The 16,799-nt window shown below is 57.5% G+C and carries 11 protein-coding genes; 5 read left to right on the top strand and 6 right to left on the bottom strand.

Annotation, left to right across the window (positions count from 1 at the left end; all coding sequences use genetic code 11):
- Positions 1-105: 105 nt before the first annotated feature.
- The 4 genes from QUE89_RS04860 to QUE89_RS04845 form a co-directional block, all read right to left on the bottom strand.
- Entirely contained in the window at positions 106-771 is a 666-nt protein-coding gene (locus QUE89_RS04860) for a LuxR C-terminal-related transcriptional regulator (RefSeq protein ID WP_041340488.1), read from the bottom strand.
- A 41-nt stretch (positions 772-812) separates the two neighbouring features.
- The gene (gene acs / locus QUE89_RS04855; protein ID WP_286222089.1) at positions 813-2,762 is read right to left on the bottom strand and encodes an acetate--CoA ligase; all 1,950 of its coding nucleotides are present in this window, start codon (positions 2,760-2,762) and stop codon (positions 813-815) included.
- 346 nt (positions 2,763-3,108) lie between these two features.
- A complete protein-coding gene (locus QUE89_RS04850; RefSeq protein WP_286222088.1) occupies positions 3,109-4,647 on the bottom strand; it encodes a fatty acyl-CoA reductase in 1,539 nt (512 codons plus the stop codon).
- A gap of 231 nt (positions 4,648-4,878) precedes the next feature.
- On the bottom strand, positions 4,879-6,156 hold the full coding sequence (locus QUE89_RS04845; RefSeq protein ID WP_286222087.1) for an AAA family ATPase: 1,278 nt from the start codon (positions 6,154-6,156) through the stop codon (positions 4,879-4,881).
- Positions 6,157-6,407: 251 nt separating this feature from the next.
- Between QUE89_RS04845 and QUE89_RS04840 the strand changes: the two genes are divergently transcribed.
- From QUE89_RS04840 to QUE89_RS04825, 4 genes are all read left to right on the top strand, one after another.
- On the top strand, positions 6,408-8,390 hold the full coding sequence (locus QUE89_RS04840) for an HDOD domain-containing protein (RefSeq protein WP_286222086.1): 1,983 nt from the start codon (positions 6,408-6,410) through the stop codon (positions 8,388-8,390).
- A 24-nt stretch (positions 8,391-8,414) separates the two neighbouring features.
- A complete protein-coding gene (locus QUE89_RS04835) occupies positions 8,415-10,601 on the top strand; it encodes a putative bifunctional diguanylate cyclase/phosphodiesterase (protein ID WP_286222085.1) in 2,187 nt (728 codons plus the stop codon).
- A gap of 221 nt (positions 10,602-10,822) precedes the next feature.
- Positions 10,823-11,476 (top strand): class I SAM-dependent methyltransferase, encoded by a 654-nt coding sequence (locus QUE89_RS04830; protein ID WP_286222084.1) that lies wholly within the window; start codon positions 10,823-10,825, stop codon positions 11,474-11,476.
- Positions 11,477-11,519: 43 nt separating this feature from the next.
- Positions 11,520-12,527, top strand: a complete 1,008-nt coding sequence (locus QUE89_RS04825; RefSeq protein WP_286222083.1) for a DUF2156 domain-containing protein — start codon at positions 11,520-11,522, stop codon at positions 12,525-12,527.
- Here QUE89_RS04825 and murI read toward each other — a convergent pair.
- Complete coding sequence (murI, locus tag QUE89_RS04820) at positions 12,505-13,365, bottom strand: glutamate racemase (RefSeq protein ID WP_286222082.1); 861 nt, start codon at positions 13,363-13,365, stop codon at positions 12,505-12,507. The two genes, QUE89_RS04825 and murI, sit on opposite strands and share 23 nt — an antisense overlap.
- Positions 13,362-14,189, bottom strand: coding sequence for an NAD(+) diphosphatase (gene nudC / locus QUE89_RS04815; RefSeq protein WP_286222081.1), 828 nt, complete (start codon positions 14,187-14,189; stop codon positions 13,362-13,364). The genes murI and nudC overlap by 4 nt, the downstream gene beginning before the upstream one ends.
- A 141-nt stretch (positions 14,190-14,330) precedes the next feature.
- Between nudC and plsB the strand changes: the two genes are divergently transcribed.
- Positions 14,331-16,799 (top strand): glycerol-3-phosphate 1-O-acyltransferase PlsB, encoded by a 2,469-nt coding sequence (gene plsB, locus QUE89_RS04810; RefSeq protein ID WP_286222080.1) that lies wholly within the window; start codon positions 14,331-14,333, stop codon positions 16,797-16,799.

Here is a 16,799-nt window from a genome sequence, read left to right as displayed (position 1 = left end):
GAAAGAAAAGAGATGAACGTTCACAGCGACCGGACAACCACTCAGAACATAAAAAACGGGAGCCCAAGGGCTCCCGCTTCACATATACGCTGAACAGAGTTGTTATCAACTGCCAGACAGTGACTGATCCGAAGGATCGATCTCCATCTGCTGAATCGCAATGACCGCCTGAGTCCGGTTACGAACCCCCAGCTTGCGGAATACCGCGGTGATGTGAGCCTTGATGGTGGCCTCAGACACATCCAGATCGTAAGCGATCTGCTTGTTCAGAAGCCCTTCCGCCAACATGCCCAACACCCGGAACTGCTGCGGTGTCAGCGACGCCAACTTCTCGGAAAAATCCGTGGCGTCTGAGTGCATGCGCTCAATCTTGTCTGCCACGCCGTCTGGCAGCCAGACATCCCCTTCCAGAACGTCCTGAATAGCCTCGGTGATGGTGGGCAGTGGCGCCGACTTGGGAATGAACCCGGACGCCCCGTAGTCGATCGAGCGGCGCATGACCTGCAACTCCTCCGAGCCTGACACAACCACCACCGGCAATCCCGGGTACTGTCCGCGCATGAACACCAGCCCGGAGAAGCCGTGGGCACCCGGCATGTTCAGATCCAGCAAGACCAGATCCGCATCCGGGTGCGACTCTACCGCCGCCTGCAGAGCCTTGATGCTATCGACTTCAACCGTCTCGGCATCGGGCACCGCCTGACTGACCGCCTGCTTCAATGCTGCGCGAAACAACGGGTGATCATCAGCGACGATAATTGTTTGTGCCATTCAACAGATTCCTTAACAGGGTTACGGTCTTGGATGCGACCTTATTTAAATTCACGACTGCTGATCAGCTCATCAACCACACCTGGGTCTGCCAGGGTGGACGTATCGCCAAGCTGATCGTGCTCGTTGGCAGCAATTTTACGCAAAATCCGACGCATAATCTTGCCTGAACGAGTCTTGGGCAGTCCAGGTGCCCATTGAATCACATCCGGCGAGGCGATCGGACCAATTTCCTTGCGCACCCATTGCACCAACTCTTTCTTCAGCTCATCGGACGGTTCTTCGCCCTGCACCAGAGTGACATAGACATAGATGCCCTGCCCCTTGATGTCGTGAGGGAAGCCAACCACGGCGGCCTCAGCAACCTTGTTATGGGCGACCAGCGCACTTTCGACTTCCGCCGTACCCAAGCGGTGACCGGACACGTTCAGAACGTCATCGACACGGCCTGTAATCCAGTAGTACCCGTCTTCATCACGGCGCGCGCCGTCACCGGTGAAATACCGGCCCTTGTACGTGCTGAAGTAAGTCTGCTTGAAGCGCTCATGATCACCGTAAATGGTGCGCATCTGCCCCGGCCAGCTATCCATGATCACCAGGTTGCCCTCGGTCTTGCCTTCCAGGATGTTGCCATCGTTATCGACCAGCGCCGGCTGAACACCGAAGAACGGCACCGTCGCCGAACCAGGCTTAAGATCGGTAGCGCCCGGCAGCGGCGAAATCAGGATGCCACCGGTTTCGGTCTGCCACCAGGTATCCACAATCGGGCATTTGCTGTTGCCAATAACTCGGTGGTACCACTCCCAGGCTTCCGGGTTGATCGGCTCACCAACGGAACCCAGCAGCTTCAGACTGTCGCGCTTGGTGCCGTCCATGCACGACGCACCTTCGGCCATCAGGGCCCGGATGGCAGTGGGCGCCGTGTACAGGATGTTGACCTGGTGCTTGTCGACCACCTGCCCCATCCGGGAGCTGTCCGGGTAGTTGGGCACACCCTCGAACAGCACGGTGATGGCACCATTGGCCAGCGGGCCATAAAGAATGTAGCTATGACCGGTCACCCAGCCAAAGTCGGCGGTGCACCAGTAAACGTCACCGTCGTGATAGTCGAAGACGTACTCGTGCGTCATCGACGCGTACACCATGTAGCCACCGGTGGTGTGCAACACACCCTTAGGCGCGCCGGTGGAACCCGAGGTATACAGCATGAACAGCGGGTCTTCCGCGTTCATCGGCTCGGGCGGGCAATCTGCCGAGGCAGACTGCATGAGATCTTCGTACTTCACATCGCGGCTATCGCCCCAGGGCACCTCGGAATTACCGGTGCGGGTAACCACTACCACTTTTTCCACCGCATCGGCGCCGTCGATTTTCAGGGCCGCATTGACGTTTTTCTTCAGCGGAATCTTGCGGCCGCCACGAACCCCTTCATCGGCCGTGACCACGAACCGGGAGTTGCCGTTAACAATGCGGGCACCCAGGGCCTCGGGCGAGAAGCCGCCGAAAACCACAGAATGAATTGCACCGATGCGAGCGCAGGCAAGCATGGCGACCGCCGTTTCAACAATCATCGGCATGTAGATGGTGACAACATCGCCCTTCTTTACACCCAGCCCCTTGAGAACGTTGGCAAACTTGCTGGTTTCCTCGTGAAGCTCACGGTAGGTCACATGGCGGGAATCTGCCGGATCATCACCTTCGAAGATGATGGCGGTCTGGTCTCCTTTTTTCTCAAGGTGACGATCAAGACAGTTGGCAGAGGCGTTCAGCTCGCCGTCTTCAAACCACTTGATGGACAAATTATCGAAATCGTAGGTGGTGTTCTTTACCTTGGTGTAGGGCTTGATCCACTCCAGGCGCTTGCCGTGCTCTGACCAGAACGCATCGGGATTCTCAATCGACTCGCGGTACATTGCGTTGTACTGCTCCCGATTTACCAGAGCCCGTTGGGCTACCTCCGGCTCTACTGGAAAGACGTGTTTCTCAGTCATGGTGCTCCCCCTTTTCAGAGTCTATTGTCATTGTCGAAATGGAAAAAAGAGCGGTGCGGCCAGCTCGGGCCTGAAGTAAGACGAATGTCTGTAGTACAACACGGGTTCGACTGAACAATTAATTAGACTAACGTCCTAATGTGTCTGAACTTTTGATGCAGGTACCTATTAACTGTCGCGAGCCGCCACAGGCACGAAGCGGACAGGCTCACTGGACGAGAAATACCTTTAAGAATAGACAGAACGAGACTGTTCGCAACCCCAGCCGAAGCCAGTCAACAACGAGAATAAAAAAGCAGAAATGCGCGAGCCGGCCCAGGCGGGCCAACTCACGATGGCAGTGGTATTACGCCGCTTTCTTGCGGGTTTTAGCAGAGCGTAGACTGTACAACTTGCGCTCTTTCAACGCGTAGCGGTTCAGGCCGGCCAGATGAATCTTGCGCAGGTAGACACTCCAATCGATCTGACGGGCATCAACCGGGAACAACACGCGATCCAGTCCGCCCATCCGGGACGACAGGGCCAACAGAGCATCGTTCTGAAAAACATAATCCGGCGCCGTGTAGAAGCCGAAAATCGTGGCCAGCGAGCGAGTGGTATCAAGGTTTCTTAACGCCTTCAGCTCACGATTGTGGCCCAGAATCTTGAGAATCCGGCTGGTCAAACTCAACGGAATGCGTACACCACCAACCACGGCATCGAACAGCTTTCGATTCACGGCAACGAACGGCTTGGTGGGCTGACGATAGAACAGCTGGTCATAGTCCGCGTAACTGGCCTTGGCTTCGACCATCAGGTGATCAATGAATTCCCCGAGCGAGATCGGATTACTGCTACCGCTGCAGCATTGGTAAATGCGTTGATCAGCAGGCTCTGACAGTGCCTCGGCCAATGACAGAATGATACTGTTTGCCACCAGATCCACCGGAATCACATCAATGACACCGGAGCGCTTGCCGGGGAACAGGGTTACCTTTTCCCGCGCGTAGGCGAGGATAATGGCATCGGCCACTTTCACCCCTTCAATCCAGCCAGGTGCGGGCTCTTCCAGGGCACTTTCGATAATGGAGGGACGGACAATAGTCAACGATCGGCCAGCCAGCGCCTTCATCAAAAGCTGCTCACCGAGCCATTTGGTGAACGTGTATGTGTCGCTCCAGCCGTATCGGTTTGCTTCCCGGATACCAAGGTCTATCAGCTTCTTCTCCAGTGCCTTGCCAGAGTAGCGTGAGCGTACGTCAGCAATCTTGTCGTCCAGCAAACGCACCAGTTCGTCAATCTCGTAGTGGCCATCGACACTGCGCGGCAGAGCCTCGCCCGCCGGCTTGACCACCTCTTCGGACACTTGCCCGGAGTTCATGCCATTCACGTAGCAGGTCGAGACCTGAAGAACCGCTAGCCGGCTGTTCTGACGAGCCAGCTCGGCAATGTTATCGAGACAACGGGTGTTGATCGCCAGGGCCTTATCCAGCTCTTCCCGGAAGTTCACGCTGGCGGCGGAGTTGATCACGGCGTCAATGCCATTGGCCAGGACCTGGAATTGGTTAGCCGGCAGCCCAAACATCGGCTCGGTCACCTCCCCGGTCACGCAGTGCACTCGCTCTTCCACAAAGGCCTCGAAAGCCTCGTTGTCGTCGGAGCGCAGTCGCTCAAACACCGACGAGGTCGCAATTTCGTCAAGGAATCGCGCCCTCGCTTCGGGGTGTCGCTTGTTTCCGCGGACCAGCAGATGAATACCGCCGATATCTGGAACTGTCCGAATCAGTTTTTCAAGCACAACCTTGCCCAGAAACCCGGTTGTGCCGGTAATCAGGACATGCTTGCCACGGAGCTGTTCAAGAACTTTGGACGACGACTCTCCGGTATTCAATTGCGATGTTGCCATTAGAAGAACTCCTTCTCTATTACCTATATCTACAGCCGCTCTAACAGCCTGTCGGCGGAAACTCTGTTGATGAAATGCGCAGGAAATATCCACTGCATATTGCGGGCCACGATCGTCTACGGTGATTGATTTTCACACAACCAGGATTACAGTGCGGTGACACACTGCAAAATTACTCTACAAAAAAAGTAAAAGAAATGACTAAAAAAGGGGCAGGTATTAATCCTGATTTCAAGACTGACTGCGACCGTTTCCGGCCAGGGAGCGCAGCAGCTCATCGAGGGAGATTTCCGCGGGCTGTTCCCGCAGAGCCCGCACCAGGCGCTCCTGCTCGCCGAAACTGACACGGTCATAAACAGGATCTGACTGATCGGTTTTTTCTGGCGTCTCAGGAGTGCGAGGGGCAGTCGGCACAATCTGGTCGGCCAGATGTCGGAGATGGGTGGCCAGGTGCTGTCGATGCTGCTCGCTCAGCCTTTCCCATTCGAGCGAGCCGAGACCGGTCTGAATAATTTCGATGGTGTCACCGTCAGGCGCGCTCCCCAGCAGTGCAAAAAGGCGGGTAAATGCTTCATAACGCAGCATGGCGTTATCGGGCGTTTGAACCAGCACGGACTCAAGCTCGCTCACCGCCTGCAGACAGCGCTCCTTCGGGCTGGCCGGTCCGGTCGATTTTGCAGACGCCTGCCTGGCTTCCGATTGCTGGCGCGACACCCGATGCCAGTAGGCGGCTATGCCCGCCTTCCTTGGCGTTAGCTGGGCCAGGCGAACATTGAGCATGTCAGCCAGGGTATGGAATTGACGACAGGACGGATCGGCCACCGGCAATAATGCCACCGGCTTCTGATTCAACACCGATTGTCGGAGAGTTTCGTCACGCCAGATCCCGCCCATATTGTGAAGTGACAAACCCAGGTGACGCTGGGCCGCGCTATCTAGCCGCTGGAAAACCGAGCGGGCCTGACTGGCACCCTGCGCCATGTTTACCAACACACTGGGTACCCGCTTGTAGCCCCGACGCCGGATAACCTTGATCAGTGAGAACGCATCGGTCAGAGATGCTGGATCCGGGGTAACGACAATACAGGCAAGCTCCGCCGACGCAATCATGTGCAAGCTGGGCGCCTGCAGACCGGCGGCAGTATCCGTGATGACGTAGTCGTACTGACTTTCAAGCTGAGACAGCGCCCGCAGAACTCGCAAGCTCTCCGTCGGCCCCATGTCCATGCACTCCTGGACACCCGAGGCGCCCGGCACAATGTGCAGGCCGTAATCCGCTTCCAGCAACGTATCCTGAAGCCGACATTCGCCGGAAATCACGTTCGCCAGGGTTTGCTTGGGGTACATGCCCACCATGATGCTGACGTTGGCCAGATCGGTATCGCCGTCCAACAGCAGCACGCGTTTTTCCTGGCGAGCCAGGGTCAGCGCCAGATTGAGCGCAACCGACGTTTTGCCCACGCCGCCTTTGCCGCCGGTAATCGCTATTGTTCTGTGTTGGTTCGGCATCTGCTTTGCTGGCTCTTTTACAGGCATGACCGGAAATCTGTTCGACTACATGTTAGCATTCGCGCAGTGAAACCTGTAAAAAGTCTACACATATCACGCAACAGATAATATTCTGTTCAAAAAAACGACAACAAGTATTTAATAACGACGGATAATTGTCTAAGCTCCAAATTCAAAACAAGAACGAAAAATGCCGTCGACAACCAATTGAATAACCAAAAAACTAATTATGAATGGGGCGGACAGGCTTCATGGATTTAGCTCCTGATCTTCAGTTACCGAGTATTCCTGAGGTCACCCTTCGGGCGCTCGAAGCCTGCCAGCAAGAAGAAAGCTACCGCACTATCAGCGAAATCGTATCTGTCGACACTGCACTGGTTGCACGGGTCCTGGCCCTGGTCAATTCCCCTCTTTACCGACCCGAAGCCCCCATCAAGTCTGTCGAGCAGGCCCTGCTCAGACTCGGCATCCGCCGCTTCCATACCCTGCTTTTGACTGCCGCCCTGCGCCAGCTGCTGTTCGAACTGGGCGGTGACGAGTGGCAGCAGCTCCGCGACTTCTGGCGACACTCGCTGACCACCGCACTGACGGCTCGGGCGCTGGCTACCCTGACCCGATACCAGGAGCCGGACGAAGCCTTCATGCTCGGCATGCTGCATAATATCGGCGAACTGATCGCACTGAAAACACCGGCCCCGGAAGCGCAGGAATACTACGTCAGTCACCAACCCGAGGTAGCCGCTGAATTAGTGACCACCTGGGGACTGGGCGCCATGGCCGCCGATGCCATGCGCTACCAGCAGGCACTTCCAAATGAACTCCGGGATGCCAGTCACCTGGTCAAGCTGATCAGCCTGGCCACTCGTCTTGCCCTTTCTGATACCGCCGGCATTGCTGCGGCAACAACGGTTTTTGGCCTGAACGAAGAACTCACCCGGGAAATCAATCGCCGAATCGCCAACGAAGTTTCCAGCATGGCGGTCTCCATGGGCATCCCTCTGGATGACGACTATAACGGCGAAAGTGCCACTCGGAAACTCAAACAGACCATCTTGCAACAAGCCATTGCCAGCCAGGCTTTGGGGTTGGCCGATCTACAGGGCCCCGTGCATCAGGTATTGTCCGAAACGGTAAACAGCCTGACCCTGACTACCGGTCTTCCGGCGCTCTGCTTCGGCCACAGCGACGACAGCCTGGTGCTGCTGTCCGGCACCGCCGGCGACACTCCGCAGTTTGCCCTGTCGGCACAACCCGGCGGCAGCGTCCTTACCGAAGCATTCACAACGGGCCAGCCGGTAAGCCTGGGCACTCGCACACCAACCGTACTGGATCGACAGCTGCTGTCGCTGCTTCGCACGCCCTCACTACTGGCTGTGCCGGTCGTTACCGGCAATGCATGCCCCGGGGTGTTTGCGCTGGGTACCGATAACGCAAATCTACAGATCACCACCGAGCTTGCACTGCTATTCACCCGCCAACTATCAGCGAGCCTGGCTAAACAAGCACAAGAACCCCAGGACACCACCCAGCCAGACGAGATTCAACAAGAGCTGGCGCGACAGCACCTGCGCTCACAGATTCACGAAGTCAGCAACCCGCTGACCATCATCCGGCAATACATCTTCCAGCTTCGAAACCGACTGGACGACACTGAGGTTCAGCAGGAGCTGGACATCATTCGTGACGAGCTGGATCGCGCTGGCGACCTGTTGCTGAACATGAGCCGCAATGACAAAGCATCGGAGGAGACCGACAGCATCGAGCTCAACGCCGAAATCAAGGATTTGTCACGCATTCTTGAAGACAGCCTGTTTTCTGACGGGCGCAGCTCTCTCAACGTGCTACTTTGTGACCATCCAACCACGTTGGCCTCAGACGCTGCACCGCTTCGCCAGATTGTCATAAACCTGGTTCGTAATGCGGCCGAAAGCTTGACCGAACAGGGGGGCGAGGTGCTATTACGCACTGCCGCTCCGGTCTGGCAGAATAATCGCGCCTGGGTAGAGCTGGAGATTACCGACACCGGCGCAGGAATCCCGGACCAGGTTCGGAACTCCCTGTTTTCACCGGTAGCAACAACGAAAGGCAAGGGCCACAGTGGATTGGGCCTAAGCATAGTAAAACAGCTGATTGATGACATGGAGGGCATCATAGCTTGTCGCACGGGACACGAAGGCACCACCTTCAGGATATTGTTACCGGCGGCCTGCGATAAAAATAACCAGACCGACTGACGTAGAAATAACGGACACAGACCGATGGCACCTGAAGTCACTGCACAGCATTTCAGTAACGGGTTAGCAGCCCGCATTCTGGTGGTGGATGACGAACCGCGCCTGCTTGATACCCTCGCAAAGCTGCTGCGATCTCGCGGCTACGAGGTCACTGAGGCCCACGGCGGAAAACGGGCCTGCGCTCTTATTGATGCGCAAAGGTTTGATCTTGCACTGCTCGATTTGCGGATGCCCGAGGTGGACGGATTCGATGTCATGGCTCACCTGACCAATGTGCAGCCCGATTGTGGCGCCATTGTGGTCAGTGGTGAAAGCTCATTCAGCGCAGTCAGTCGCGCACTCCGGCGCGGCGCCCTGGATTACATCCGGAAACCCTTTGACCCCGATGAACTGCTGACCACAGTCGCCAGCGTCACCAGCAAGCAAAGCCTGCTCAAGGCGCACGAACACGTGCAACTGCGACTGGAAAAATCCGAAGCCCTGCACCGCTACATCGTCAACAGCTCACCCGACATCGTGTTCATGCTCGACGATAACGGCCGCTTCTGCTTTGTGAACAGCAAGGTTGAGAGTCTGCTGGGCTATCAGCCCGGGGAATTGTGTGACCGGCACTTCCGGCATATTCTGGATGATCGGGATATTGCCCGAGGCATGTACGCCCTGAACGGCCCCAACATCTCGGCCGACAACCCCAGAACCCTCGAAGTTCGGCTCAAGACCCGGGGCAGCCGACGCGCAACCCGACACTTCGAAATCACCGCGTTCCCGATCGACCCACAAACCTGGCCGCACTCAGATGCCACGCGCGGCGGCGGCAGCGGCAAATCGGCGCGTTATTACGGCACCGCGCGGGATGTCACCGAGCGTAAGGAAGCCGAGGCATTCATCAATTTCCAGGCCTACCACGACCTGCTGACCCGCCTGCCCAATCGAGCCCTGTTCAAGGATCGGCTGGAGCTGGCAATAACCCAAGCCCGACGCAGTGGCCAGAAGTTGGCCGTCATGTTCCTCGATCTTGATCGCTTCAAGGTGGTGAACGATACCCTCGGCCACGCCATGGGCGACCGACTGCTGCAGGCTGTGACCCATCGGCTGGAAGGCTGTTTGCGCAAGGGCGATACACTGTCCCGTTTTGGCGGCGACGAATTTACCTTGCTGTTGCCGTCGATCCACACCCATGAAGATGCCCGGCTTATTGCCAAGAAGCTGATCAATGCCCTGCGAGCACCGTTTCAGCTTGGTGAGCACGAGGTCTTCGTGGGAGTGAGTATCGGCATTGCGATTTACCCGGACGCCGGCCAAAGTATGGATCAACTGATCCAGAACGCTGATATCGCCATGTATCACGTCAAAGCCAAGGGCAAAGACGGCTACCGCTTCTTCTCCGAGTCCATGAGCATCGATTCCGCCAACCGCCTTAACCTTGAGCGCGACCTGCGCCTGGCGCTGGAGCGGGACGAACTGCGAGTGTTCTATCAGCCCCAGGTCTGCTCAACCACCAACCGGATTGTTGGCCTGGAGGCGCTGGTGCGCTGGCAGCACCCCGAGCGGGGACTGCTCTACCCCCGGGACTTCCTGCCGCTGGCCGAGGAAACCCGACTGATTGGCCAACTCAGCGAACGGGTGCTCGACCAGGCCTGCCAGGACGTGGGGCTGTGGATTCGCTCCGGCTACCCGGATCTGCGCTTGGCCGTCAACCTCTCACCGGTGCAGGTTGAGCACCCGAAGTTTGTCGAAACCTTGATGGAGCGGGTTAAGGCACATGATTTTCCCGCCGGTAATCTCGAAATTGAGATCACCGAAAATGTGATCATGAACGACCTTGAGCAAATCAGCCAGAAATTAAGGGAGCTGGCAGACCTTGGTGTGCGGATCGCCATTGATGACTTCGGCACCGGCTATTCCTCCCTGAATTACCTGCACCGACTCCCAATCCACACCCTCAAAGTGGATCAATCCTTTGTTAAGGCCATCCGCAGCGGCGACGACGGCGCCTGCATCGTCAACGCCATCGTCGCCATGGCGCACGGCCTGAAACTGGAAATCGTGGCCGAGGGTGTTGAAACCGACGAACAGCTGTCATATCTACGCAGCCTGGGCTGTCATCAGGTTCAGGGCTTCTTCTACGGGCCGGCACGGCCTGCCGCGCATATTTCCCGAACCCTGGGCCAGCCCACGACCAAAGCCACCACCACCCAGCCCGCCATCTGATTGTCCGACACTCCTATTTGAAACCATGAAGCGGTTTGCAGTGTGTTGCATTGCGTTATTTTTTGTATCCAGAAATGCGCAGTGCTGCACATAAATCCGCCAACCTGTTCCCTAAGCTCCTTATGACAGGCGTTGATCACCGAATTCCCGACAGGCTGTCAGGCCAATAACGACAACAACGGTGACAACATTTTGAGGAACAAGAACAGGCGGCAGTCATCATGCGCGACAAGTACAAGTACATTGGTCCGGTCTACGATTTCCTGAGCAACCTATACAGCGGCAAGAACATTCACCGGTGCAAAACCGCGATGCTGGATGTCGAAACCGTCAAACCAGGCGATCGCATCCTGTTCGCCGGCGTCGGTCATGGCCGCGATGCCATCCGGGCTGCCGAGCTGGGCGCCGACGTCACCGTCGTCGATCTGTCGGAAACCATGCTGCGCAAGTTTGCTGAAGCTCAGCAGAAGGAAGCTCCCCAGCTTTCAATTCGCCGCATTCACAGCGACATCATGAAGGTGGAGGAGTTTGAGCAGTACGATCTTGTCGTCGCCAACTTTTTCCTGAACGTGTTCGACGAGACCATGATGGTGCGTGTGCTTGAGCACCTGATCCGGCTCGGCAAAGCCGATGCCGGCGTGGTGGTCGGCGATTTCTGTTACCCCACCGGCAATCTTGTGGCCCGCCTGTTCAAAAAACTCTATTGGTACATGGCGGTATTCACGTTCTGGCTGTTCGCCAACAATGCCTTCCACAAGATCTATAACTACCCCGAACACATGCAGCGTCTGGGCCTTCAGGTCACCGAGAAGAAGCACTTCAAGCTTCTGAACATGGATTGCTACTGGTCCATTCTCGGACGCAAACAGGCCTGATTGATCCGGTCTTCCACCACTTCAACTCACGGGGAGTAATGACATGTCGGATCAGATCCTGGCACTGGACGGACTGCGTGAACTGGCGGACAACACGTTCTCTTTCACCGAACGGGTGGGTTACCTGAAAAAGCACGGGGTTCATTCCCAGTCGTTCTCCACCCTGCAACCGGGCATGCAATACTTCGACGTGCCCGGCGTCGGCTATATCGCCTACATGCGGAAGTGGGGTGGCACCTTTGTGTTGTCTGACCCGGTTTGTGCCCCGGAGCATTTTGCCGTCATCCTTGAGCACTTTCACAAGCGCTTCCCGAATGCCAGCTACATCCAGGTGTCCAAGGCGGTGGTCGATGTCCTGCACCTCCGATTCGGACTGTACGGCACCCAGTTTGGCAGCGAATCCCGTATCGACCTCGCGACATGGTCACTGACCGGTAAGAAGAAGCAGATCCTGCGTACCGCCCTGAACCAGGCCGAGAAAAACAACATCACCGTGAAAGAGCGGTTCAGCGACGATCACACCCGGGAAATTTCCGAAGCCTGGATTCGCACCCGCAAGTGCAAGAGCAATGAAATCCGGTTTCTGATCAGGCCCATGGAGATGTCGTATCGGGAGAACGAGCGTCACTTCTATGCCTACCAGGACGGCAAGGCGGTGGGATTCATCTACTTTGATCCCATTTACCAGAACAACGAAATCATCAGTTACGTGCCCAATATCTCCAGGGCCAACGCCGATTTCCGCCAGGGCATCTTCTACACCCTGATGGCGCATGCCATGGAAGTATTCAAAGCCGAAGGTGTTCCTTTTCTGGACCTGGGGCTTATTCCCTTGTCGCTCGATGCCGCCACCGAGCACCAGGAAAGCCGGCTGCTAAAGCGGCTCCTGCACCTGGTCTATGACCAAGGCACGTTCCTTTACAACTTCAAGGGGTTGGAGTTCACCAAGTCACGCTTCCGGGGCGAGGGTTTCAAAACCTACTGCTGTCACCGGCGCGCGATTCCGGCTCTGGAATTCCTGGCGATGTTTAAACTAACGCGCTTGATCTAACCGGCTCATTACACTCGGGCCAGTTATCGAGCACCGTCTGAGGACTCAGGTCCAGGCCATTCATGAAGTTGGCCAGGCCGCTCGGAGCGGGCCCGGAAAACAGCGCCGCACGTACCGGCGAGCCATTGAAAGCCCCCACATCGGCGGCACTGCCGTGCTTGCCATGCTCTGCCAACAGGTGGCTGACACGGCGGGCAATGGCCTCACCCGAATCAACCCAGAACCGAACCTCCGGCAGAACCTCCCTGAGCGCACTCAGCAGCAAGGGATAGTGAGTGCACCCCAGCACCACGGTATCCACTCCAGCCTCGCGGAAGTTGGCGACCGCCGACGCCAGCGCGGTTCGCGACACCTCGACGCCGCCAACCGACTCCTCCACCCAGCGAACCAGGTCGGGATGGCCAATGCGCTCCACCTGACAGTGACTGGCGAATTCCGACACCAGCTGGTCCAGATACGGACGTCGGACAGTTGCCGGCGTCGCCAGCACTCCGATCCGGCGGTTCTCGGTCTTGGCGGCCGCCGGCTTAATGGCGGGCACTACACCGACCACGGGCGTTGCCGTCATGGCCCGCAGGTGGGGCAGAACAACGGTACTGGCAGTGTTACAGGCGACCACAATGACGTCCGTGGCGTACTGCTCAATCGCCTTGCCTATCAGCCCGCAACAGCGCTCAACGACCACGGATTCGGGCTGGTCGCCGTAGGGAAATCCGGCGTTGTCTGCCAGATAAAGCAGTTCCGTGCCTGGAAGGTGCTGGCGCACACAGGCGGCGACACTGAGACCACCAACCCCGGAATCAAAAACCAGGACGCGGGATGCAGAAACCGTCGTCAAAGAGCTATGCCTCCCCGGGAAATCTCACTTTCCATGGCGCGGATCAGGCGCCCTGCAATGGTGGTTTGTGGTGGTACCGGCGGGGTATCTCCGGGTAGGAACCAGTCGGCATGGGCCAACTCATCTTCCTGCAGGATCAGTTCGCCGCCGTCGTAATCGGCAAAGAATCCCACCATCAGCTGGTGCGGAAACGGCCAGGGCTGGGACGACTGGTAGCGCACATTGGCGACATCCAAACCGGTTTCTTCCTTGACCTCGCGCGCAACCGCGCCTTCCAGACTCTCGCCCGGTTCGACAAAGCCCGCAATCAGGCTGTAGTAATGGTGCCGGGCACGTGCGTTCTTGGCCAGTAGCAACCTGTCGTCCCGCCTGATCACGACAATCACGCAGGGGGCCAATCTCGGATACCAGGGAATGCCACAAGGCTCGCACCACTTGGCGCGCTCACGGGGATGAAAGCCGGTTTCCAGACCGCACCGGCCGCAATAGCGATGGTCACGCCACCACTGCCAGACCTGAAACCCGGTGCTCAAAAGTTCCGCCGGTGCCTGCTCCATCATCAGCAGGGCGTCCCGGAGGGCTACTGGCTCCAGCCCTGCCCCATCCGTACAGTCGAGCTCGGTCACGTAGACCGGCACATCGTCCAGAACTCCAACCGAAACCGCTGCGTTAGCCCGGTCTCCAAGCCTGGCGTCATTCGCGGCCAACAACCAGCCCTGCTCCGGCTTGAGGATGTCCGACCCTGAGATCGCCAGGATCCAGTCTCCGGGGCGCGGCGCATCCGTGGTCCAACCCGGAGACCAGTCTGAAATTGAGCTCGCCATTGTCTGTTTTCACCTGCCTGATGAATGGACCAAGCTGAAATGTACCACACTGGGCAACATGGCAAGTAAGATCAACGGCTTTCCGCACCGTACTCAACCAAGTAAACTTGGCAACTGTCTGATTCACCGGAGCAACACTTTATGCGACTTTACCAGGGCATTCGCAGCCTGATCCTGACCATTCTCCGCAAGATACTTTTTCTGTGGGTCAGGACTGACGTTAGCGGCAACACCCTGGAAGCTCTGGGTATCGATCCTGACAAACCGGTTTGCTACGTACTGCAATACAGCTCCCTGTCGAGCCGGCTGGTGCTGGAACAGGAAGTCATCCGCGCTGGCCTGCCCGGTGCCACCGAGGCCCTGCCGGTCAAGAATGGCCCTTCCCATTCGTTCTTCTTCCTGTACCGGCGGACCGGAGGACTGTTTCGTCGGCGGCAGACACCGGTACCCACCAATGAATTCGAAGCCCTGATCCATTACGGCGTGGAACACACTGAGCAGGATGTTCAGATTGTGCCGGTATCCATGTTCTGGGGTCGCTCACCGGACAAGGAAAAATCATTGGTGAAGCTGCTGCTGTCCGACACCTGGTCGGTGGCGGGCCGGCTCCAGAAGCTGCTGATCATCATGGTCCATGGCCGCAACACCTACGTGCAGTTCAACCAGCCACTGTCCCTTAAACTGGTGGTCGACGAATACCGCCACTCGGAGGAACGGGCCAAACGCAAACTCGCACGGATCCTGCGCACCCATTTCCGGCGGGTGCGCCAGGCCGTGCTCGGGCCCGACCTGTCACACCGGCGCACACTGGTGGGCGGGCTGGTACGAACCCAGGCGGTCAAGGAAGCCATCCGGGAAACCGCGGCACGAGACGAAATCCCGCCGGAAAAGGTGCGCGCCAAGGCCTGGAAGTACGCCGATGAAATTGCTGCCAGCATGTCCGTTGTCACTATCCGTATCCTGGAAGTGGTACTGGCCTGGCTCTGGAACCGGATTTACAACGGCATTGCCGTCAACAACATCAAGGTGGTGAAGGAAGTCGCCCAGGAGAACGCAGTGGTCTACGTTCCCTGCCACCGCTCCCACATCGATTACCTTCTGCTCTCCTACGTACTCTACAAGAACGGCCTGATGCCGCCGCACATCGCCGCCGGCATCAACCTGAACATGCCCCTTGTCGGCCCTATCCTGCGTCGCGGCGGCGCCTTCTTCATGCGTCGCAGCTTCAAGGACAACCCGCTCTACGCCACCGTGTTCAACGAATACATGCACGTGATGTTCTCCCGCGGCTACTCCGTGGAGTACTTCGTGGAAGGCGGCCGCAGCCGCACCGGTCGCATGTTGCAGCCACGCCCGGGCATGCTGTCGATGACAGTACGGAGCTTCCTGCGAGATCACCGCAAACCGATCGTGTTTGTTCCGGTCTATATCGGCTACGAAAAAGTAATGGAAGGACGGTCCTACCTGGGTGAGCTGCGAGGCAAGAAAAAGCAGAAAGAGAGCGTGTTTGCACTGGCCAAGACCGTGCGCAAACTCAGCAACTCCTTCGGCCGTGTGGCGGTGAACTTTGGCGAGGCCATTCCCCTGGCCGATGTACTGGATAACGTTCATGAAAGCTGGCGTGACGAGGCCTATGACGCCGAGTATCGTCCGTCCTGGCTGAACCAGGCGGTCGATGAGCTGGCGCTGCGGGTCGCCTCTAACATCAATGCTTCTGTGGCCGTAAACCCGATCGGCATTACCGCTACCGTGCTGCTGGGCACCGATCGTCTCGCCATGGATGAACACCAGCTGATCCGCCTGATGGATCAGTACGCCGGACTGCTCAAGGCCTATCCGTACGCAGAAACAGTGACTCTGCCGGAAGGCAGTGGCAAGGACTGGGTGGCCTACTGTGAAAACATGGGCCTGGTAGCACGGCAACCGCAGAAACTGGGTGACATCATTGCCCTCGAGGGCAGCAACGCCACCCTCATGACCTACTACCGCAACAATATCCAGCACCTGTTTGCGCTGCCATCGCTGATCGCCAGCCTGTTTGAGAACAAGGACACCCTGCGCCGGGAGCGCGTAGTGTTCCTGGCCAGCGTAGCCTACCCCTATCTGCAGTCGGAGCTGTTTCTGAAGTATCAGGCAGACGAAGCCGAACAGGTTATCAACGACTGGATCAATGTGCTGATTGAGCAGGGCCTGCTTGAAGAACTGGATGACGACCGCATTGGCCGCCCTGAGGAAGGCACGGAAGCGATGCTTCGGCTGCGGGTACTGTCACGATTCATCATTCAGACTCTCGAGCGCTACCACATCGCTCTGGGCATCCTGCGCAAGTACGGATCGGGCAAACTCAGCGCGGCCGAGCTCGAAGAACAGAGCACCCTGCTGGCCGAACGCATGTCGATTCTGTTTGGCCTGAATGCGCCGGAATTCTTCGACAAGAGTCTGTTCCGCAACTTCATTGCCAATCTGCAGAAGAATGGTGTGATCACCACCGAGGAGAACGGACTGATTTGCTATGGCGAGGGGTTGGATGAAGTGGCGGAAGATGCCCGCCTGGTGTTGAGCGTCGAGAAACGCCAGGCCATACAGCAAGTCACGATGCTGGGCGCGTGA

Origin of the sequence: Marinobacter sp. LA51 (genome assembly GCF_030297175.1) — a bacterium.
Lineage (GTDB): Bacteria > Pseudomonadota > Gammaproteobacteria > Pseudomonadales > Oleiphilaceae > Marinobacter > Marinobacter apostichopi.
Note: the sequence above shows the minus strand (reverse complement) of the source record. Positions and strands in the feature narration are given on the sequence as shown.